The sequence below is a fragment of the Clostridium sp. LY3-2 genome (genome assembly GCF_024705715.1).
GTDB lineage: Bacteria > Bacillota > Clostridia > Clostridiales > Clostridiaceae > Clostridium.
In genome coordinates this window covers 104,817-126,246 of record NZ_JAMDLQ010000025.1, presented here as the reverse complement: position 1 = coordinate 126,246, position 21,430 = coordinate 104,817, and the positions used below count along the sequence as shown (strand labels likewise).

The window sequence follows — 21,430 nt, the reverse complement described above, 5'->3', positions numbered from 1 at the left end:
TTAATTATCTTACTTCGCTACCAGTTGGTAACTTTCCAGGATCTACAAGAGTTAATATACTATCGTCATCTGTTGATGCTGCAAGTATCATACCTTGTGATAATTCTCCTCTTAATTTTACAGGTTTAAGGTTAGCTACTAATACTACGTATTTTCCGATTAGATCTTCTGGTTTGTAGTGTTTAGCTATTCCTGAAACTACCTGTCTTTCTTCTCCGTTTAAATCTACTTTTAACTTAAGAAGTTTGTTTGCCTTTTTGATTGGTTCACAATCTATTACTTTAACAACTCTTAAATCGATTTTTGAAAAATCGTCTATAGTTATTTCTTCTTTTAAAGGCTTCATTTCTTTTTCTGCTTCTGCTTCTTCTTTAGCTTTTATAGCTTTTATTTGCTCTGCTCTTAAAGCTTCAAGTTCTTCTAATTTTTTATCTACATCTATTCTTGGGAATAAGCTTTCACCTTTGTTAACTTTAGTTCCAGGTGCAGTTCCGTCGAATCCTTCAAGTGATTCAAAGTCTGTAGCTGTTATTCCTAATTGTTCGTTTATCTTTTCTGAAGTTCCAGGTAAGAAAGGTGAAATTAAAACTGATGCAAATCTTAAAGCTTCTGCTAAGTTATATAATACAGTTCCAAGTCTTTCTTTCTTTTCTTCGTCTTTAGCAAGTATCCAAGGTGTAGTTTCGTCGATGTACTTATTAGCTCTTCCTATAAGTTCAAAGATGATTTCTAAAGCTTTTGGTAGATTTAATTCATCTACTGCTTTTTCTACTTTTTTAGGAGCTTCTAAAGCTAAGTTTATTAATTCATCGTCTATATCTTCTTTAACTGTTGGTGCAGGAATAACCCCATCAAAGTATTTTTCTACCATAGCAACTGTTCTTGAAAGTAAGTTTCCAAGGTCGTTACAAAGGTCTGAGTTTATTTTCTTTATAAATACTTCGTTGTTGAATAATCCATCTGCTCCAAAAGGAATCTCTCTTAGTAGGTAGTATCTAACAGCGTCTACTCCAAAGTTTTCAACTAAAGTAACTGGGTCTACTACGTTACCTTTTGATTTTGACATCTTTCCACCGTCTACTAATAACCAACCGTGTCCAAATATCTTTTTAGGTAATGGTAAATCTAATGCCATAAGCATTATTGGCCAGTATATAGTGTGGAATCTTAAGATATCTTTTCCTATTAAATGAACATCTGCTGGCCAGAATTTATCCATTAATTCTTCGTTACCACTTCCATATCCTAATGCTGTTATGTAGTTTGATAATGCATCTATCCAAACATATACAACGTGTTTTTCATCAAAAGTTACAGGAACACCCCAGTCAAAGCTAGTTCTTGAAACACAAAGGTCTTGTAAACCTGGTCTTAAGAAGTTGTTTAACATTTCGTTTTTTCTTGATTCTGGTTGAATGAAGTCTGGGTGATCTTCTATATATTTAATTAATCTATCAGCGTATTTACTCATTTTGAAGAAATAAGCTTCTTCGTATGACGTTTCAACTGGTCTTCCGCAATCTGGGCATTTACCGTCTACAAGCTGACTTTCAGTCCAGAAAGATTCACATGGAGTACAGTATAATCCTTCATATGAGCTTTTATAAATATCACCTTGGTCATAAAGTTTTTTGAATATTTTTTGTACTGCTTCTACGTGGTAGTCATCAGTAGTTCTTATGAATTTATCATAGTTAACATCCATTAATTTCCAAAGGTCTTTTATTCCAGCAACTATTTCATCTACGTGCTCTATAGGTTTTATTCCCTTTTCTTCAGCTATTCTTTGGATTTTTTGACCGTGTTCGTCTGAACCAGTTAAGAACATTACTTCATATCCTGTTAATCTCTTAAATCTAGCTATAGCATCTGCAGCTACTGTAGTATAAGTGTTACCAATATGAAGTTTTGTTGATGGATAGTATATTGGCGTAGTTATATAATATGGTTTTTTACACATATTCTTATCCTCCTTAAAATTTTCTAAACTATAAAAAAACCCCTATGCAAAAATTTGCATAGAGGCGTTATTAACGCGTTACCACTCTAATTCTTTCTAAATACCTCACGGCAAGAAACTCATAAGGTGAATCATTTCACCTTTGCAATATAACGGTTGCACCCGTACCAGTCTAACTTTTTATAAAAAGCTTAAAAGGTCTGCTCTCCAAGGCCATCTTCATAAAAGGAATATCACTAGCTTTCACCACGCCGCTAGCTCTCTTTAGATATTACGTTTTACTACTCTTCTCTTCATTGCATTTACATTTTAAGTATATGATATTCTAAATATCTTTTTATGTCAATGACTTAAAACCTTATAATTATTGATATATAGGTGTATTTTTTGCTTTGTTAGTTTTTAGCTTTTTAAGCCTCTCTTCTACAAAGTCTTTTCTTAAACTTGTTTTTGTTGGCATATAAAACAAACTGCCCTCATCATCCTTTGTAACTATATATTCTTCCCTAAGTGCTAAGACTTTAAAACCATTCTTTTTTAGTATATTCATAAGTTCAGTTCTAGATAGTGGTTTAAGTGTTCCGTATGCAGATTCAAAATTAGTAGCAACGTCAGTTGCATTAAATTCAGTTGATATAACCATATTTTTAAATACAGTATTATCTTTAAAGTTTTGATTTAAATACTCTTCTGAATCTTCAAAAATAATCATTAGTCTATCTGTAAGTTCTTCATCTGTGATACTTGAAGAATAATATTCAAATATCAATTCCTTGCAACGATTAATTAAATTGTCTTCTAAATACTCTAAAAACTTTAATTCATTCATTAAACTCACCAGATTTCTTTCTAATATAATTTATCTTCTTAAAATATAGTATAAACAATATATTTAATTATATCATTTGTTATAATTTTTAGTAAATTATTAATGTCTTAAATTATAATTAGTATAAATTGTATGTTATAATACAAATTATTATGTGTTAGGAGATTTTTATATGAAATTGAATATTCACAAAGTAGGTTTACGTAATATTAAAACAGCTCTAGCTGTTATGATATGTATGGTAATTTTTCAGATTATAGGTAGAGAAAATCCTTTTTATGCATGTATTGCTGCTGTTATCTGTATGAAAGATACTGTTTCTAGCTCTTTCACTATGGGTAAAAACAGACTTATTGGTACATTAATCGGTGCTCTAACAGGGTTAACTTTAATTTATCTTGTTATAAACTTTACTTTTTTATATCACGCATTACCTTTAGTTACTGGACTTGGGATAGTTGTAGCTATCTATATTTGTAATATGTTATACAAACCTGGTTCTGTTTCTATTGCATGTATCGTTGTAATCGGGATAATGGTTAACTATGCAGGACCTGAATCTTACTCTTATGCAATAAGTAGAAGTATTGATACCGCTATAGGAATCATCGTTGCAATACTTTTAAATAAGTATTTCAACCCACCTTCTGAAGGTGACGACGAAGACGGATTATAAAAATAGAGTGCTAAAAATTTTAGCACTCTATTTTTTATATGGCTTTTGTTGCCTTTTCTAAAAACTTAAACTCTTCTTTGTTTAAATGTTCTTTTAAAGTTTCTCTTACAAAGGTGTGATATTTATTAAGCCAATCTCTTTCTTCTTCACTTAATAAGTCAAAATCTATTCCTTCTAAATCTATAGGACAAAGTGATATAACTTCAAACTTATAGAATTCTCCAAACTCTTTGCTTTCTGAATCTTTAACTACAAGCATAGTGTTTTCAGTTCTTATACCGTGCTTTCCTTCTCTGTAGATTCCAGGTTCGTTAGTTAAAATCATACCTTCTTCTAATTGCACTTTGTTTGGAACTGGACTTAAACTTTGAGGTCCTTCGTGAACACTTAAAAAGAATCCAACCCCGTGCCCTGTTCCGCACTTATAATCAATCCCTTCGTCCCAAAGAGGTTTTCTTGCCATTATATCTAAGTTAGAACCTGTAGTTCCTTTTAAGAATTTAGTTCTCATAAGGTTTATATGCCCTTTTAAAACTAAAGTGAAATCTTTCTTTTCTTCCTCTGTTAAATCCCCTAGTACAAAGGTTCTAGTTATATCTGTAGTTCCGTCTAAGTATTGTCCTCCAGAATCTATAAGTAAAAAACCACATCTTTCTAAAGTGTAGTCACTTTCCTTTGTAGGAAAGTAATGCATCATAGCACCGTGCTCTTTATGAGCTGCTATAGTATCAAAGCTTATACCTTTAAAAAGCTCTCCAAGGCTTCTAAACTCTTCTAATTTTTCTGACGCTGAAATTTCACTTATTTCTATCTTACCTATATTTTCTTTTAGCCATTTCATAAATCTTACCATAGCTACACCATCTCTAATTTGGCATGCTTTAAGATTTTTTATTTCTATATCGTTTTTAACAGCTTTTAGCTTCGTTGTTATATTTAAATCTTCAATAATACTAGACTCTTCGTTAATACTTTTATAGATACTCGCGTTTGTCTTGTTTGGGTCTATAAGTATAGAACCTTCTAAAACTCTAACGAAGTTAAATATCTCTTCGTATTCTTTAAGCTCTACTCCATTATTATTTAAAACACTTATATCTTCTTTAGAAAACTTATCTAAAGAAACAAATAATATAGCCTTATCCTTTGTAACTACTGCATAACTTAAAACTACAGGGTTACACTTAACATCATTTCCTCTTATGTTAAATAGCCAAGCTATATCATCTAAAGAAGAAATTATATAATTTTCTGCTTCAAGCTTTTCCATAGCTTCTCTTACTTCGTTTAACTTTTCTTTTGCACTTTTACCTGAGTACTTAACATCATGAATAAAAGCTTTTTCTTTAGGAAGCTTTGGTCTATCTTCCCATATTTCACCTACTAAATCCATATCAGTTTTAAGATTTATACATCTTTTTTCTGCTATTTTTTGAAGCTTCATATAGTTTTCTAAGCTATATGTCTTTCCGTCAAAACCTATAGTTTGATCGAATTTAACATTAGCTTCTAAATATTCTTCAATAGTCGGCCATCCTGGTATTCTCATTTTATAAAGCTTTATATCAGAACCTTCTAATTGTTTTTCTGCTTGTATAAAATATCTTCCGTCAGTCCAAAGTATAGCTTCCTCTAAACCTACTAAAAGAATTCCAGCTGAACCTGTAAAACCTGATACATAAGCTCTAGATTTATAAAAGTCAGAAACGTACTCACTCCCGTGCGAGTCTGAACTTGGAATAATATAATAATCTATATTATTCTTTTTCATTTCTTTTCTTAAATTTTCAATTATCATTTTTGTCTTCAATTCAATGCCCCCTTTAAATCTCTTATAATTATTTTTGCATATATTAACTTAAAATACAAATATCTGTGAAAAGAAAAAGAACCACACTTATATTTTGTGTAGTTCCCATATATTATTCATTTTCATAATCATATATATCAATTATTTCAACATCTTCTGATTTTTTAAGTAATAACTTAGGTAATTCAAAATGTAAAACATCATTCTTATAAGATATATTAAGTCTTGATATATCTACATCTGGAACGTAAAAAGTCCTTCTAAATCTATTATCTGCAAAAGAATTTATATAGTTATCAAGTTTTACTTTAACGTCTATATAATCATCTTTATAATCAATTATTAAATCCCTTTTATCTACCCCTGGGAATAACCCCTCGATAACAAACTTATCATCATACTCATTCATAAATAATTTTATATCATCTAATTCTATCATCGGCACGTCATTATAACTTTCTAATCTATCTATAGTTTGAAAAATATCATTAACAAACGTTACTGAAAAAACTTCTCCAAATATGCCCCCACTTGTAAAAAACATCATTTTCTCCTTTATATAATATTTCTCTATAATAATATATTTATATGTGATGTTTTTTGATACAAAAAGGTTTATGTATTTTAAAGATATTAAAAGAGAGTGCTGTTATAGCACTCTCTTTTTAAGCTAATTATTAAGTATTATCTACAGGCTTTCCAATAAATCTTACTGCTACAGTCATTACTAGTATTGCTACTGGTAATACTATATATACTGGTATATTTAACCCAACTGGTATATACCCAAATAGTATTGTAAATCCAGCTACAAAAAGTGCATACCACATTTGAGTTTTAACGTGTTCTATGTGATCACATCCAGATCCCATAGAAGAAAGTATAGTTGTATCTGAAATAGGTGAACAGTGATCTCCGAAAATCGCACCTGTTAATACCGCGCTTGTACTCATTACTATATATCCCATATCAGGTGATATTGAATTAGCTAAAGGAATTGCAAGTGGCATAAGTATTCCCATAGTTCCGTATGCTGTTCCTGTTGCAAATGATATAACTGCACCTAGTATAAAAATAATACTTGGAAGTAAGAACATCGGTATAGAATCTGATAAAAGTGTTACTAAGTATTTAGCTGTTCCTAAATCTTTTATTACTGAACTTAAAGACCAAGCAAGTAATAAGATTACACCAGTTATAATAAGTCCTTTCATTCCATCAACCCAAACGTCAACCGCTTCTGAAACTGTAAAAATCTTTTTAGCTACAGCCATAACTATTGCAACTATAGATGCAAGAACTGCTGATTGGAAAAGTGCTGTTGAAGCATCTGCTGCACTAAAGGCTTGTTGAATTGAATTAAATGAAAATGGTGAATTTGAAATAAGTTCTATAAGTGCCTTATCTTCTCCTCCCATAATAGCTGTGTACCCGCTATAGTAAAAGCTTGCAAGGGCACTTACTATTAGAGTTCCTATCGGTATTATTGCATTCCAAACACTTAATTTAACACCTTCTTTAACTTGCATTTCATCTTCTGTTGTAAGATTTTCTAGTTCTGCTTTTGGTTCTTTTATTCCTTTTCTTGCTCTTATTTCAGCTTTTCTCATAGGTCCAAAATCTCTAAGCATAAGTGATGTAATAACTACAAATGCTAAAATTAAAATATTATAAAATCTATAAGGTATAGTTTGTAAAAATACTCCAAAAGCATCTACATTCATACCTATTTGAGTAAATGAATCGTTTATAAGTCCTACTTCTAATCCTATCCAAGTTGAAATTATAGCAAGCCCTGCTATAGGTGCTGCTGTTGCATCTATTATAAATGCAAGTCTTTCTCTAGAAATTCTAAGTTTATCTGCTACAGGTTTCATTATAGGTCCAACTATAAGTGAATTTGCATAATCATCAAAAAATACTAAAACTCCTAAAAACCAAGTTACTATTTGTGCACTTCTAGGTGTTTTTGCTCTCTTTGCAAGGGCTTCTGCTATAGCTCTTGCCCCTCCCATTTTAGCTACTAGATTTATAACTCCTCCAATTGCTAAAACTTGAATTATTATTCCTGCATTCCAAGGGTCTGCAAGTGAGTTTAAAACTCTTTGAATAAAATCTAAAAATGATCCTAAAATAGATGGTAAAAATGCATTATCTACAAGCTGTAGCATAAAGCACCCAGCTATCGTTCCTACAAATAACGATATGACTACATTTTTAGTTATAAATGCTAGTATTATAGCTACTAGCGGTGGAATTATAGTTAAAATTCCATAGTTCTCTGAATTTAAAGTGCCAGGGTCTACCTCAGCTGCAAACACCGTCACCCCTGTTCCTATTACAAGAACGAAAGTTAATAAAAATAATAAATAATTTCTGCTTTTTCTCATATTTAAAGCCCCCTCTTTTTATTTTGTGAATATTTGTAAGGCTCTAATATTTTTATATATTAAAAAGAACCTTGAGATAGCACTCAAGGTTCTACAGTTTCCGTAGAATCCATTGAATGATAGCTCAACACAAATTTAATCTGTGACAGTCTTATGCATATTATGCATAAACCCAGGATAGTAGATTAAAGCTTATCTAACTTCCTTCGGCGGCATTTCCTTTTATCTTACTTCAAAGTTTGCTTAAACTCCATAAGACTACTCTTAAAGGCCGCGCCTCTATCTCTTCAAATTATTCACTTATTAATTAAGTTAATTGTATAGTACTTTGTTATTTTTTGCAACGGTTTTTTAACACTTTATCATTTAAAATAACTAGTTTTGTCTTTTTTTCATAAAATCTTCAATTTCATTTACGCTTTTAATCATATCTTTAGTAAGAACTTCATTCCCACCAGATGTGATTAACACGTCATCTTCTATCCTAACTCCTATACCTTCTTCTGGTATGTAGATTCCTGGTTCTACTGTATAGACCATACCTGGTTTAAGAATTGTATTTCTACCTGGATTTTCTATATCGTGAGTATCTAACCCTAAGCTGTGACCTATACTGTGGAAATAGTATTTAGAAACTTCTGATTTATCTTTTATTAATCCAAGTTTTATACATTCTTCTGCAATCCAGTCTCTAGCTAAACTATTTATCTCTAAAAAGCTAACTTCTGGTTTTAGCTCTTTTATAACTTTTTCATTTACTCTTAAAACTGCTTCATAAACTTCCTTTTGTCTTTTTGAAAATTTGCCGTTTATAGGGAAAGTTCTTGATATATCAGCATTATAGTAATTAAATTGAGCTCCTAAATCAAATAACATTAAGTCCCCATCTTTTAATGTATCATCATTATCTACGTAGTGAAGAACTGTTGCATTTTTTCCAGCTGCTGCTATAGTTTTAAAAGCATAGTCAAAAACGCCTCTTCTTCTACATTCAAACTCAAAATAAGCTTCCATTTCATATTCTTTTAAGTTAGGTTTTATATTAGTCATAAGTGACTTAACACCCTCTATAGTTATAGCTATAGCTTTTCTCATTTCATCAATTTCCTCATCTGATTTAACTAATCTAAGACTTGCAAACTTTTGATAGATATTTTTTATAACTACACTAGGATATTTATTTTTTAATTTTTTTGAGAAGGTGCTAGCTATACTTGGAAGTGAATCAAAACTATCTCTTTCTAAATCAAGATAAATATTTATATCTTCACTTTCACCTATAATTTTATTTAAGTAACCTTTAAGCTCTCCTAAATATGAAACGTCTTTAATTCCATTTTTTTCTTCTAATTCTTCTTTTCTTATAGTCTTACCTAGCCATTTCTCTCTTTCTTCATCTATCTCTTTTATAAACATCTTTTCTATTATTTGATCATCTTTTTTATATGCTAAGAATATATGATCTTCTTCATCTATCCCTGTCATATAATAAAAGTTTCTGTTTGGCGTAAAACTATAACTCTCATCTGCTGTTTTTTTAGGTGCATTCCCTGCAAATAAGATTACAAGAGAATTATCACATATGTCTTCTAATAAATGCTTTCTGTTTCTTAGAAATACCTCTTTTTTCAATTTGCCATTCCTTCTTCCTTTAAAAGATTATATATTTAATATTTAATTTTATTCTACTGCAAGTACCCTAACTTTAACTACTCCCTCAAATTCATTTACTTTAAATAAGAATTTTTTAACATCACCTTTTATCTTTGATACGTCTAATGTTATTGTAACATTAGCTGTCATGTTTATAGGAATATCTTGATTAATTGTTAAAATATTTAACTTATTAGTTGCAATAAAGTCTAATACCTTAGATAAAACCCCAGCTTTATGTTCTAATAATAAAACTATTGTTATCTTCTTACTATTTACCCCATCTGACATTGGATATACTGCATCCTTATATTTATAATACGTGCTTCTACTTATACCTACTTTTTTTACACCTTCTGAGATGTCCTTAACCTTGCCTGTATGTATAAGCTCCTTAACTTCTATAACTTTATAGAATACATCAGGTAAAACTGATTCGTTTACCACATAAAATCTTTCTTCTTCCATAATTTTAGCCCCCAATTCTTTTTATTTATTATTTAAATATATAATCCCCATAGTTTTTACTTTAATATATTAATATTCTTTATAGCAATATATTTTTCCTTTTATTTACTAGAAATTTTATTATTTTAAAATATATTATGTATTTTTATATACTTATATGTTATCATATAAAAGACACTTGTGTATAGGAGGAAAACATATGAAAAAATTTGGTCTCATTCCGAAATTAATAATCGGCATAATTTTAGGAGTTTTAATAGGCTCTACTATGCCTAAAGAATTCGTGAGGATATTTGTAACCTTTAACTCAATTTTTGGAAACTTTTTAGGATTTATAATACCATTAATAATATTAGGTTTTGTTGTTTCAGGTATAGCAGATCTTGGTTCTTCAGCTGGAAAGATGCTTGGAGTTACTACGATTTTTGCTTACGGATCAACTATAATCGCTGGTCTTATTTCATACTTTGTCTCTTCAAAAACATTTCCTATGTTTATTTCACAAATGCAAAATATAGGCAATGCTAAAAACCCTGAAGAGAGCTTACTATCTCCTTATTTTGTGGTGGACATGCCCCCAATAATGCCAGTAATGACTGCTCTTTTAGTAGCATTTTTACTAGGGCTTGGGATAGCTTCAATAAAAGGAAAAACATTATATAATATGGCAAACGAATTCCAAGGTATAATTGAAAAAGTTATTAAGGTAGTTATTATCCCTTTAATACCTCTTCATATTTTAGGAATATTTGCTAACATGACTTACACTGGAGAAGTTAAAACAATCTTCTCAGTATTTTGGAAAGTATTTTTAATAATACTTGCAATGCAATTTTTTATTATTTTAATACAATTTACTATTGCAGGTACTTTAACTAAGAAGAATATATTTACACTTTTAAAAAATCAAGTTTCAGGATATTTAACTGCTTTAGGGACTCAATCATCTGCAGCTACAATTCCTGTAAATCTACAAGTAGCTGAAAAAAATGGAGTTTCAAAGGGAGTTCGTGAATTTGCAGTTCCCCTTTGTGCAACTATTCATCTATCAGGTAGTACAATAACACTTACTGCATGTTCTATAGCTGTAATGCTTCTAAACGGAATGAATTATACATTCCCTCAAATGCTAGGTTTTATCGGTATGCTTGGTATAACAATGGTTGCAGCCCCTGGAGTTCCTGGTGGTGCTGTTATGGCAGCCCTTGGTGTTCTTCAGTCTAACCTTGGTTTTTCAGAAGCTCAACTTGCTTTAATGATAGCACTTTATATAACTCAAGATAGTTTTGGAACTGCTTGTAACGTTTCAGGAGATAATGCTATTGCATTACTTGTAGATAAAGTAAATTCTAAATTTATTAAATAAAAATAAGGATGCTTTGCACTATGTTTTAGTGCAAAGCATCCTTTTATATTTCGTGTTCTTTATAAGTGTTAAATACACGATTTAAACTCATCTTATAAAGAGCTAGCGCTATACTTATTAATACAACTACATTTAGTGCAAACACTACAATCGCTGCTGTATTTATGCTAAACTCAGTACTCTTTCCTATTACATATCCGCTTCCACCTAAAATCAAACCAAGTATTATTAATAAAACAAAGTTTATAAGGTGTTTGATTCCTCCATCACCGCACTGCTTTTCATCTGTCCAATCTAACTTTGGATTGCTATAATCCATATAAACCCCAAAAAGAGTTATTACTAAAACAGATAAAAATGATAATATCCCTCCTAAAACTACTGTTTTAAAAGGCATCTTTAAGTATATAAGAAATGCTATAGAAATAATTACTCCTAACATATTTATAATTAAAGACGATATAACTTTAGCCTTATATTGAACCTTATAATCTACTGGTATATATTTAGATATTATTACATTTTTTCCTTCCCTGCTTAATGCGTTTGGCGCTGCAAGTCCAAATCCAGTCATAAATATCATAGAAGGAAGCATTACTACCATAGGTAAATAAAAATCTACAAACCCAGTTTTAGATAAAGCTTCTCCTCCTATATCTACAAGATTTCCTGTAGAACTTGTTACAAATATTATAGCTGGAAAATATATAAGCATAACTACACAGTTTAAGAAAAATGAAGGTGTTCTAAATATTATAATTAAATCCCTCTTTATTAAAGCTTTTAAAGGTGATTCTTTTTCTAGCTTAACCTTTTTGTTTTTAAGTATATTTTCTTTTTTACTAAAGGTTTCAGAAGAACCCATAATAGCTTTTTTATAGAAAAATTGTCCTAAAAAATAAACAAAAGCAATAATTAAAATAGATATTATTACATATATAAAAATACTACTAAAGCTTCCTGAATTTCCAACAGAAACTAATCCTTCTGCTGCAAATTTATTAGTTATAAATGCTCCGTTTAAAACATCCATCATCCCATTTTCTTTAGTTAGCATCTCTACCATCTCAGTTTCACTAAAAGAAGAATTTGAAGTTACTCTATTTATTAAAACTACAAAGGCAAGCCCTAAAACTCCGCCGATTATTTTAAATACATCTTTATTTTTACTAACGTTTGTTAACCTCATAAGTAATAATGAAATAAGTATACAATACCCTAAAGGTAGTATAGGTAAAAGTATTATAACTACAAATACCATTATAAAATATGCACTGCTATACCCTGCCATATCTCCTATTTGAAGTAATGGTAGTATTATTATTGCTGCATAAAAATATAAAACAATAAAAGTAGATACAAACTTTCCTAGCATTATTTCTCCTGGCTTAAAAGGCAAAGGCATCAAATAATCTACATCATTTGAAAAGAAGAAATTATTAAAAACAGTATATATCCCCATAATAAAAGTTGAAGAAGCACCTATAAATAATAGTAATGATATTAAGCTTCCAACTTGATTTAAAGATTCATACGCCTTAAATAAACCATTAACTAATAAAACTAATGGTAAGTTTAAAAGAAAGCAAACTAAAACGCAAAGCCCTACTCCAATTAAAGGGTTACTACCAAAATTAAATAGCTCCTTTAAGCTATTTTTAAAGAAAAACTTTAAACATATATAAAGCCTACTTCTCATCTTCTGTCATCTCTAAGAACATTTTCTCTAAAGAGTCATTTTCCTTAGATTCCTCCCTCATACTTTCTAAAGTCCCTAAAAAAGCAAGCCTTCCTTTTCTAATAACACATACTCTATCACATAATTTTTCTGCAACTTCTAAAACGTGAGTTGAAAATACTACTGTATTTCCTTTATCTGCGTGTTCTCTCATCATTTCCTTTAATAAAAATGCTGACTTAGGATCAAGCCCTGTTAAAGGTTCATCTAAGATCCAAACCTTTGGCTCATGAATTAAAACACCCATAATAATTATTTTTTGTCTCATACCGTGAGAATAACTTTGAATCTTATCACCTAAAGCATTTTCCATAGAAAATCTTTTTGATAAATCCTCTATTCTTTTTTTCCTATCCTCTGAAGATACAAAGTATACATCAGCCATAAAATTAATATATTCAAGTCCCGTAAATTTCAAGAACATATCAGGGCTATCTGGAACGTATCCAAACTGCTCTTTAGCCTTTATCCCTTCTTTTGATATGTCTATTCCATTTATACTTATATTTCCTTTAGTTATTTCTGAAATTCCAGTTATCATCTTAATAGTAGTTGTTTTTCCTGCACCATTTGGTCCTAAAATTCCAAAAATCTCTCCATCTTTTATTTCTAAATTTAAATTATCAACTGCTTTATATGTTTTATTATATATTTTAGTTACTCCATCTATTTTTATCAATAAATCCACCCCCATAATATATTTTAACATATTTTACATATTATAGGATATGTTTTTATATTATAAGACCTACTATGAATATAGCTACTAAAACAGCTGTAACATCTGCCATAACTGCGCCCCACAAAGTATGCCTTATCTTTTTTATACCTACTGCACCGAAATAAACAGTTATAGTATAAAATATAGTTTCTGTAGTTCCCATAATTACAGATGCTAGTATTCCTATAAAAGAATCTGCCCCGTAAGTATTTATTATTTCAGTAAACATCCCTATAGCGCCGCTCCCTGAGATTGGCTTAAGTAAAACTAAAGGCACTATCTCCTCTGGAAGCCCTATAAACCCTGAAACTGGAGCTAAAATCCTATTTATCATATCTAAAAGATTAGCACCTTTAAATATTTGAACCGCAACTAACATAGCTAAAAGGCAAGGAAAAATTCTAAGGCAAGTTTGAAGACCTTCTTTTGCACCTTCTATAAACCATTCGTATACCTTTCTTCCTTTTATCATCCCGTAGCCTAAAATTATTAAAACTATAAAAGGTATAACACTTTTAGTAAAGTACTCCATATATCTTCCCCCTTAAAAATGCCTTTGCATAACTTTACAACAAACAACTCCAACTATAGCAGCTATCCCTGTTGTTATAATTGCAGGTAAAATTATAAGCCCTGGATTGTTTGACCCAGCTGCAGTTCTTATAGAAATTATAGTAGTTGGAACTAACTGAATACAGGCAGCATTTAAAACTAAAAATAAAGCCATATCATTTGAAGCTGTTCCTTTATCTTTATTTAATCTATCCATCTCTTCCATAGCCTTTATTCCAAAAGGTGTTGCTGCATTTGAAAGTCCCATCATATTTGCCGTTATGTTCATAACTATAGCCCCGAGCGCTTTTTCATCTTTAGCTGCATCTTTAAATAATAGTTTTAAAATAGGTCTTAAAACTATAGCTATCTTACCTGTAAAACCGCTCTTTTCAGCAACTTTCATAACACCGCTCCAAAAGCACATTATTCCAACTAAACCTATAATAAATTTAACAGTTCCATCACTTCCGTTAACTATAGCTTCTGTTATTTTATCTGCATTACCAGTAAATAAGGCAACTATAATTCCCAAAAAAATCATAAAAAACCAAATATAATTAATCATTAAAACCTCCATAAAATAAGTACTGTTAACAATTAAATATATGCCTTGCACTGGTCTTTTAGTAGTGATAGGATAATTATATAAACTTAAGTTAAATAGATGGTATTCAAAAGGAGAAAAAAACATGAACGAATCAAACCTTAAATTAGCACAACAAGATATAGAAGAAGCTTTAAAAACTGTTGAAGATTTAGAAACTGGATTAGACAACGAAGAAATATCAAAAGACGATATAAAAGAAAAATTCATATCTCTAAACGAGAAACTTCAAAAGCTTGAAGATATTCTTAAAACTGAGGGAATACTATAATTTTTAGAATTAAAAGAAACTTACTTTTAAGTTTCTTTTTTCATAAATAAAAATTGCTTTATTTATAATAAGGAGGGTATTTTATGAAAATTATTAAAAGAGATGGTAAAATAGTCAATTTTGAAGAAAATAAAATTCACCAAAGTATTTTAAGTGCTGCAAAAGATGCAAACTTTTCACTTACTGAAAGTGATTTATCAATTCTAACATCATCAGTTAAAGACGGAATAAACTTTATCTGTAATGAAAATAGAATCCCATCAAGCCTAGAAGTTAGACTTTTAGTGTTTGAAACTTTAATAGATAACGGCTTTAAAAAAGTAGCAGATGCTTATATTGACGTTAGATAATTAAAAATCCCAAAGGATAGAGAACTTAACTTCTCTATCCTTTGGGATTTTTTTATAAAACCATTTTTTTAAATTCTTCTATTCCTACTCTATCTATGTAGTCTCCAAGCTTTTCACCTGGATTTCCATTTGCTATATACACTTTAAAAATATTATCTACAAGCTTTAAAGTTTCATCTTCTGATAAATTAGTAGCTATAACATCTGAAGCTCTTTGAGTATATCCAGCTGAACCTCCAGCAGTTACTCTTATGCCTTCTTTATCCCCTATAACTCCTATATCTTTAGAGTACACGCTTCCACAAGCATTTCTACATCCAGCTACACCTATCTTAGTTCTACACGGAACTTCCATCCACTGATACTTTTTAGATAGTTTCATTCCTATACCTATAGTGTTTAGCTTCATCCTCTTACAAAATCCAGCGGGACACATCTCTACATTTTTAACAGAGTTTTGTTTTTTTACGGCTGGCTCCATCCCAAGTTCTTCCCAAATCTTAGGTAAATCCTCACCATTAAGATTTGTTATAAGAAGTCTTTGACCTGAAGTTATCTTTATAACACCATTATACTTTTTAGCTACACTTGTTATTTTTTCTAAATTTTCTATACTGATAAAGCCACCTGGTATGTGTGGCGTTATTCCAAAAGTTCTTTTTCCGTCTCTTATTTTTTGCAAATTTCCATAATGAGTTCCACTTACCATAATCGGAATCTTTGGTGAATTATTCTCACTCATTATCTCCCCTCCTTAAATCTATATAGACCGATACTATTATTATATACTTAATATTATATATTAAAGCTTTAATTTTACTCGTAACTTAAGTTACTTTTTTAAATTCTATAAGTAATATAAAAAACAGACTAAGAAATCTTAGTCTGCTTTTAATCATTTTATAAATCTTCTGGCTCTTTCAACTTTCTAACTGATGCGTAGAATATTATTCCTGTTATAACTGCTGATAAGAAGTCACTTATAGCACCAGATAACCAAACTCCATCAAGTTCTAAGAACTTAGGTAATATTAGCATCAATGGTATTAATAAAATAACCTGTCTTAATAAACTTAAGAACATAGATATCTTAGCTTTACCTATAGCTTGGAAGTAGATTGAACTTATTATTTGGAAACCTATAACAGGTAGCATAAATAAATAAATTCTAAGTCCGTTTGTTGCAATTCCTACAAGTTCCGGGTCTTTATTAAACATTCCAATTAATACTTGTGGCATAAATTGAATTATGCACCAGCCTATAACAACTATTATAGTTGCTATTATAGACGCGTATTTAACAGTTTCCTTAACCCTATGATACTTTTTAGCTCCATAGTTGTAACCTATTATAGGTTGCGAACCTTGATTTAAACCAAATATAGGCATAAGGAATATTAAGCTTACACTAGATACTATAGTCATAGCACCTATCGCTAAATCTCCACCATGATGTTTTAATGTATTATTTGCTATAACTTGTACAGCACTTGCTGCAATTTGCATACTGCAAGGGCTCATCCCTATTGAGAATATACTTAAAACAGTTAATTTATCTAATTTAAAGTATTCTTTTTTAAGCTTTATTATACTTTTACCCTTTGTAAAATAATAAAGAATCCAAACAGTTGTTACTACTTGTGATATTACTGTCGCAATAGCTCCACCTTTAACTCCCATATCTAATCCAAATATAAATATAGGGTCTAATATAATATTTAATATTGCTCCAATTAACATTGAAAGCATAGCTACAGTAGGATTACCATCACTTCTAATAGAATGATTTAATCCAAAGCTTAACATATTAACTATAGTTCCTATAAATATTACATTCATATAATCTTTAGCGAATCCTATAGTATTTTCACTAGCTCCAAAAACAGTAAGTAATGGATCCATAAATATAAGTCCTAAAATCGTTATTATAACACTGATTATTATAATTAAAGTAAATGCATTTCCTAAATGCCTTTCTGCAGCTTCTTTATCATGCTGACCAAGTTTTATAGATACTCTTGCAGCTGTACCTAATCCAACTAACATACCAAAACCTAATATTATAGTCATAATAGGCATAGTAATTCCAACTCCAGTAATTGCAAGATTCCCTACCTTTGGAATATGTCCTATGTACATCCTATCTATAATATTATATAGCATGTTTACTACCATCCCAGCTATGGCTGGTATCGAGAAAACTCTAAGTAATTTCCCTATCTTCTCTTCACCAAGTCTCGTCTGCTTATTCATTAGCTCACCTCTCCCTTTTTTGAATTTTCCCCCTAAATGTTCTATATTACTATATCATATCAGCAATTAATAAAAAACTACAAAAAAGTCAAAAAAAGCTACATCAAAAATTTTGATGTAGCTTTTTAAAAATTAAGCTTCTATTTTTTTCTTTGTAAATCCCATAATAGCTGCTGATATAATAGCTCCAACTACTACTGCTAGTAAGTAAAGGAATGGATTTCCTTCTACTATTGGGAATACGAATATTCCGCCGTGTGGTGCAGGTAATCCAATTTTAAATAACATTGATAACCCTCCAGCCACTGCTGAACCAATAACACAAGCTGGTATTACTCTTATAGGGTCTGCTGCTGCAAAAGGTATTGCACCTTCTGTTATGAATGATAAACCTAAAACATAGTTTGTTTTACCAGCATTTCTTTCATCTTTAGTAAATTTATTTTTAAAGAATGTTGTAGCTAATGCTGTTGCAAGAGGTGGTACCATTCCCCCAGCCATTATAGCAGCTTGTGGGAAGTAGTTTTTTGATGCTAACATTGCAATACCAAAAGTATATGCTGTTTTGTTTATAGGACCACCCATATCTATAGCCATCATTCCACCAAGAACTACTCCAAGTAATACTAAGTTTGTAGTTCCCATTGAGTTTAAGAAATCTTGAACCCAAACCATAATGCTAGCTACAGGTCCAACTACTACAGTGTACATAATAACACCTGTTAAGAATATACCAAGTAAAGGATATATAAGGATTGGTTTTAATCCTTCTAATGAATCAGGTAAGAAAGTAAATACTTTTTTAAGTCCTAATACTATATAACCACCAAGGAAACCTGCAATTAAGCCTCCTAAGAAACCTGCATCGCTATTTGCTGCTATAAGTCCACCTACCATAGCTGGTGCAAAACCTGGTCTATCTGCTATACTTTGTCCTATAAATCCTGCAAGTACAGGAATCATTAATGAGAATGCATTCTTTGATCCAATTTGATTTATAAGGTGAGCAAAAGCGTTATATTGCTCACTGTTTGGGTCAGCTGAATGTATACCAAACATAAATGATATAGCGATTAATATACCTCCACCAACAACGAATGGTAACATATTTGAAACCCCATTCATTAGGTGCTTGTAAACTCCAGTTCTTTCTGTTTTCTCTGATCCTTTAGAGCCGCCTTCATTATTATAAACTTTTGCTTCTCCGTTTATAGCTTTATTTATTAATTCTTCTGGTTTTTTCATAGCTTGAACTACAGGAACAAATATAACTTTTTTTCCATTAAATCTAGCTGTTTCAACTTGCTTGTCAGCTGCTACTATTATTCCGTCTGCTCTTTCTATATCTTCTTTTGTTAGTGCATTTTTAACTCCAGTTGATCCGTTTGTTTCAACCTTTACTGTAACTCCCATCTCTTCGCCTTGCTTTTTAAGAGCATCTGCTGCCATATAAGTGTGAGCGATTCCTGTAGGGCAAGCTGTTACAGCTATAACATATTTATTATTTTCATTAATTTCATTTTTTTCTTCTAAACTTTCTTCACCTTTTTTCTCAAAACTATCTATTAAATCTAAAACTTCTATTTCTGATTTTGAACTTAATAAACCTTTTTTAAAGTTAGGGTCCATAAGTAATACTGACAGTCTTGAAAGAGTTTCTAAGTGTTCGTTATTTGCTCCTTCTGGAGCTGCTATCATAAAAGCTATATCTACAGGGGCACCGTCTAATGAATCGTAATCTACACCTGATCTTATAATCCCCATAGCAAGTGCAGCAGAATGTACCGCATTTGTTTTAGCGTGAGGAATTGCTATCCCTTCACCAATCCCTGTTGATGATAGGTTTTCTCTAGCTAGGATCTCTTTTTTGTAAGTTTCTTTGTCAAATAGTTTTCCTGCATCGTTTAATACATCTACTAATCCATCGATAACTTCATTTTTATTTTTAGCTTTTAGATCTAATCTTATAGTATCTTTACTTAATAATTCTGATATTTTCATTAGTGTCCCTCCTATAGCTTTTTAATATTTATAATGTTTAATAAATTTAATACTTCCTCTTTTTTGCAAAGTTCCATTGAAAATGCACTTGCACTTCCCGATGCTATTCCGTATTTAAAGGATTCTTTTATGTCACCTGTTTCATTAAACTTAGATAAAAATCCTCCAACTAAAGAATCACCAGCACCAACTGAATTTTTAACTTCTCCCTTAGGTGCATTTCCTTTATATATTCCATCTTTTGAAATAAGAATTGCACCATCTTTAGCCATAGATATTATTACATTCTGAGCTCCAAGTGAAACTAACTTTTTGCCATACTCTATAAGCTCATCTTCTGAATTTATTTTTACATCAAATACTTCTTCTATTTCGTGGTTGTTAGGCTTTATTAAAAATGGTTTTAATTTTATAGCTTCTAAAAGTGCCTTTCCTGATGTATCTACAACAACTTTAACTCCCTTTGTAACTACTTTTTCTTGTATCTTAAGATATAAATCACTAGGTAATGATTTTTGAATACTTACTGCAAGAACTAATATATCTCCATCCTTTAATTCACCTAACTTTTTCATTAAAGAGTCTAGCTCTTCTTTTGAAATACTAGGACCTTCTCCGTTTATTTCAGTTTCTTTGTTTGATTTAATTTTTACATTAATTCTGCTATCTTCTTTAACTTTTATAAAGTCAGTTTTTATATTTCGAATTTTTAAAGTATCCTCTATGAATTTACCTGTAAACCCACCTAAGTATCCAAGTGCTATATTTTCTGTTCCTAAATTCGCAAGAACTGTAGATACATTTATACCTTTTCCACCTGGGAATTTTAAATCAGTTTTTGTTCTATTTACAAGTCCTAGCGTTAGATTATCTACATCTACTATGTAGTCTATTGAAGGATTTAAAGTTAATGTATATATCATTTATTCCGCCACCTTTATTTCTGTAATATCTTTTATGTCTTCTATATTGCTTCTACTATCTGTTATAATTATTGCTTCGTCTAATTCTGCAAATTTAACAAGTGTTTTTGAGTTGAATTTACTGTGATCTGCTAATATAAATGCTCTCTTTGATTTTTTAACTGCTAATTCTTTTAGGATTGCTTCATCTGTATCTGGAGTCGTAAATCCCATTTCTTTATCTATTCCATTTGTTCCTAAAAAGGCTTTATCAAAATAGAATTTATTTAAAGATTTAATAGCATCACTTCCAGTTACTGCTTTGGTTGTACTTTTGATCTTTCCTCCAAGCATATAGCAGTCTATGTTGTTTTCAATAAGTGCATCTATATGATTTAATCCATTTGTCACTACAAAAACACTTTTTTCTTTTAAATAAGGTATGATTTCATAAGTACTTGTTCCAGCATCGAGAAAAACTGTATCATTATCTTCTATAAACATTGAGGCATATTTTGCTATGTCTTTTTTGCTTTGAACGTTTTTGAAAGTTTTCTCTTTATATGTTGGTTCTTTTGTTTTGTTCTCTACAAGTTTTGCACCACCGTGAACTCTTCTTAAAATACCTTGAGCTTCTAAAAAAGTTAGATCTCTTCTAATAGTAGATTCAGATGAATCTGTGCTTTGCATTAAGTCTAATAACTTTACTATACCTTTTTCTTCTAATAGATTAATGATTATTTGATGTCTCTTTTCTGTTAACATATTTACCTCCTGAAATCTTTTACAAGTTTATTGTAATCTATTTCATAACAAAAATCAATCGTTTTCATTCAAAAATATTCAAAATCTTTCAAGTAAATTTTACCATAAGGGCAAAAAA

The 21,430-nt window shown here is 30.5% G+C and carries 19 protein-coding genes, 1 pseudogene, 1 riboswitch and 1 other annotated feature; of the genes and pseudogenes, 4 read left to right on the top strand and 16 right to left on the bottom strand.

The window, feature by feature from the left end; genetic code table 11:
* Positions 1–4: 4 nt before the first annotated feature.
* A pseudogene (metG, locus tag M4I33_RS08910) lies at positions 5–1,963 on the bottom strand (methionine--tRNA ligase); the annotation flags it as partial.
* 54 nt (positions 1,964–2,017) lie between these two features.
* Positions 2,018–2,266: a binding site (T-box leader), on the bottom strand.
* A 58-nt stretch (positions 2,267–2,324) separates the two neighbouring features.
* Positions 2,325–2,789, bottom strand: coding sequence for a hypothetical protein (locus tag M4I33_RS08905; protein ID WP_257916456.1), 465 nt, complete (start codon positions 2,787–2,789; stop codon positions 2,325–2,327).
* Positions 2,790–2,961: 172 nt separating this feature from the next.
* Between M4I33_RS08905 and M4I33_RS08900 the strand changes: the two genes are divergently transcribed.
* Positions 2,962–3,465 (top strand): aromatic acid exporter family protein, encoded by a 504-nt coding sequence (locus M4I33_RS08900; protein WP_257916455.1) that lies wholly within the window; start codon positions 2,962–2,964, stop codon positions 3,463–3,465.
* A gap of 34 nt (positions 3,466–3,499) precedes the next feature.
* Here M4I33_RS08900 and M4I33_RS08895 read toward each other — a convergent pair whose 3' ends face one another.
* The 5 genes from M4I33_RS08895 to M4I33_RS08875 all read right to left on the bottom strand — a co-directional run bounded on the left by M4I33_RS08895 (position 3,500) and on the right by M4I33_RS08875 (position 9,786).
* The gene (locus M4I33_RS08895; RefSeq protein ID WP_374707708.1) at positions 3,500–5,275 is read right to left on the bottom strand and encodes an aminopeptidase P family protein; all 1,776 of its coding nucleotides are present in this window, start codon (positions 5,273–5,275) and stop codon (positions 3,500–3,502) included.
* 112 nt (positions 5,276–5,387) lie between these two features.
* Complete coding sequence (locus tag M4I33_RS08890; protein ID WP_257916454.1) at positions 5,388–5,819, bottom strand: Hsp20 family protein; 432 nt, start codon at positions 5,817–5,819, stop codon at positions 5,388–5,390.
* 133 nt (positions 5,820–5,952) lie between these two features.
* The gene (locus M4I33_RS08885; protein WP_257916453.1) at positions 5,953–7,665 is read right to left on the bottom strand and encodes a Na+/H+ antiporter NhaC family protein; all 1,713 of its coding nucleotides are present in this window, start codon (positions 7,663–7,665) and stop codon (positions 5,953–5,955) included.
* Positions 7,666–7,777: 112 nt separating this feature from the next.
* Positions 7,778–7,955: riboswitch (Lysine riboswitch) on the bottom strand.
* An 85-nt stretch (positions 7,956–8,040) separates the two neighbouring features.
* Positions 8,041–9,297, bottom strand: coding sequence for an aminopeptidase P family protein (locus tag M4I33_RS08880; protein WP_257916452.1), 1,257 nt, complete (start codon positions 9,295–9,297; stop codon positions 8,041–8,043).
* Between the two features lie 48 nt (positions 9,298–9,345).
* Positions 9,346–9,786 carry an ACT domain-containing protein gene (locus M4I33_RS08875; protein ID WP_257916451.1) on the bottom strand — a complete coding sequence of 147 codons (441 nt, stop codon included), beginning with the start codon at positions 9,784–9,786 and terminating at the stop codon, positions 9,346–9,348.
* 199 nt (positions 9,787–9,985) lie between these two features.
* Between M4I33_RS08875 and M4I33_RS08870 the strand changes: the two genes are divergently transcribed.
* Complete coding sequence (locus M4I33_RS08870; protein ID WP_257916450.1) at positions 9,986–11,152, top strand: dicarboxylate/amino acid:cation symporter; 1,167 nt, start codon at positions 9,986–9,988, stop codon at positions 11,150–11,152.
* A gap of 43 nt (positions 11,153–11,195) precedes the next feature.
* Here M4I33_RS08870 and M4I33_RS08865 read toward each other — a convergent pair whose 3' ends face one another.
* From M4I33_RS08865 to M4I33_RS08850, 4 genes are read right to left on the bottom strand one after another with little or no spacing between them, the layout of a single operon-like run.
* Positions 11,196–12,851, bottom strand: a complete 1,656-nt coding sequence (locus tag M4I33_RS08865; RefSeq protein ID WP_257916449.1) for a hypothetical protein — start codon at positions 12,849–12,851, stop codon at positions 11,196–11,198.
* On the bottom strand, positions 12,841–13,569 hold the full coding sequence (locus M4I33_RS08860) for an ABC transporter ATP-binding protein (RefSeq protein WP_257916448.1): 729 nt from the start codon (positions 13,567–13,569) through the stop codon (positions 12,841–12,843). Before M4I33_RS08860 ends, M4I33_RS08865 begins: the two co-directional genes overlap by 11 nt.
* Before the next feature lie 55 nt (positions 13,570–13,624).
* Positions 13,625–14,143 carry a spore maturation protein gene (locus M4I33_RS08855; RefSeq protein WP_257916447.1) on the bottom strand — a complete coding sequence of 173 codons (519 nt, stop codon included), beginning with the start codon at positions 14,141–14,143 and terminating at the stop codon, positions 13,625–13,627.
* Between the two features lie 12 nt (positions 14,144–14,155).
* On the bottom strand, positions 14,156–14,731 hold the full coding sequence (locus M4I33_RS08850) for a nucleoside recognition domain-containing protein (protein ID WP_257916446.1): 576 nt from the start codon (positions 14,729–14,731) through the stop codon (positions 14,156–14,158).
* A 124-nt stretch (positions 14,732–14,855) separates the two neighbouring features.
* Here M4I33_RS08850 and M4I33_RS08845 point away from each other — a divergent pair, with 124 nt between their 5' ends.
* Together M4I33_RS08845 and M4I33_RS08840 are read left to right on the top strand one after the other, a co-directional pair.
* Entirely contained in the window at positions 14,856–15,041 is a 186-nt protein-coding gene (locus tag M4I33_RS08845; RefSeq protein ID WP_194191962.1) for a hypothetical protein, read from the top strand.
* A gap of 83 nt (positions 15,042–15,124) precedes the next feature.
* Positions 15,125–15,391 (top strand): ATP cone domain-containing protein, encoded by a 267-nt coding sequence (locus M4I33_RS08840; RefSeq protein ID WP_257916445.1) that lies wholly within the window; start codon positions 15,125–15,127, stop codon positions 15,389–15,391.
* Positions 15,392–15,443: 52 nt separating this feature from the next.
* Here the strand turns inward: M4I33_RS08840 and M4I33_RS08835 are convergent, their stop codons facing one another.
* The 5 genes from M4I33_RS08835 to M4I33_RS08815 form a co-directional block, all read right to left on the bottom strand.
* Complete coding sequence (locus M4I33_RS08835) at positions 15,444–16,133, bottom strand: NAD(P)/FAD-dependent oxidoreductase (protein ID WP_257916444.1); 690 nt, start codon at positions 16,131–16,133, stop codon at positions 15,444–15,446.
* Positions 16,134–16,291: 158 nt separating this feature from the next.
* Positions 16,292–17,644: an MATE family efflux transporter gene (locus M4I33_RS08830; RefSeq protein WP_257916443.1), complete on the bottom strand. Its 1,353-nt coding sequence runs from the start codon at positions 17,642–17,644 to the stop codon at positions 16,292–16,294.
* 132 nt (positions 17,645–17,776) lie between these two features.
* Positions 17,777–19,645 (bottom strand): fructose-specific PTS transporter subunit EIIC, encoded by a 1,869-nt coding sequence (locus M4I33_RS08825; RefSeq protein WP_257916442.1) that lies wholly within the window; start codon positions 19,643–19,645, stop codon positions 17,777–17,779.
* 11 nt (positions 19,646–19,656) lie between these two features.
* Complete coding sequence (pfkB, locus tag M4I33_RS08820) at positions 19,657–20,568, bottom strand: 1-phosphofructokinase (RefSeq protein ID WP_257916441.1); 912 nt, start codon at positions 20,566–20,568, stop codon at positions 19,657–19,659.
* Positions 20,569–21,312: a DeoR/GlpR family DNA-binding transcription regulator gene (locus tag M4I33_RS08815; RefSeq protein ID WP_194191967.1), complete on the bottom strand. Its 744-nt coding sequence runs from the start codon at positions 21,310–21,312 to the stop codon at positions 20,569–20,571.
* Between the last annotated feature and the right edge of the window lie 118 nt (positions 21,313–21,430).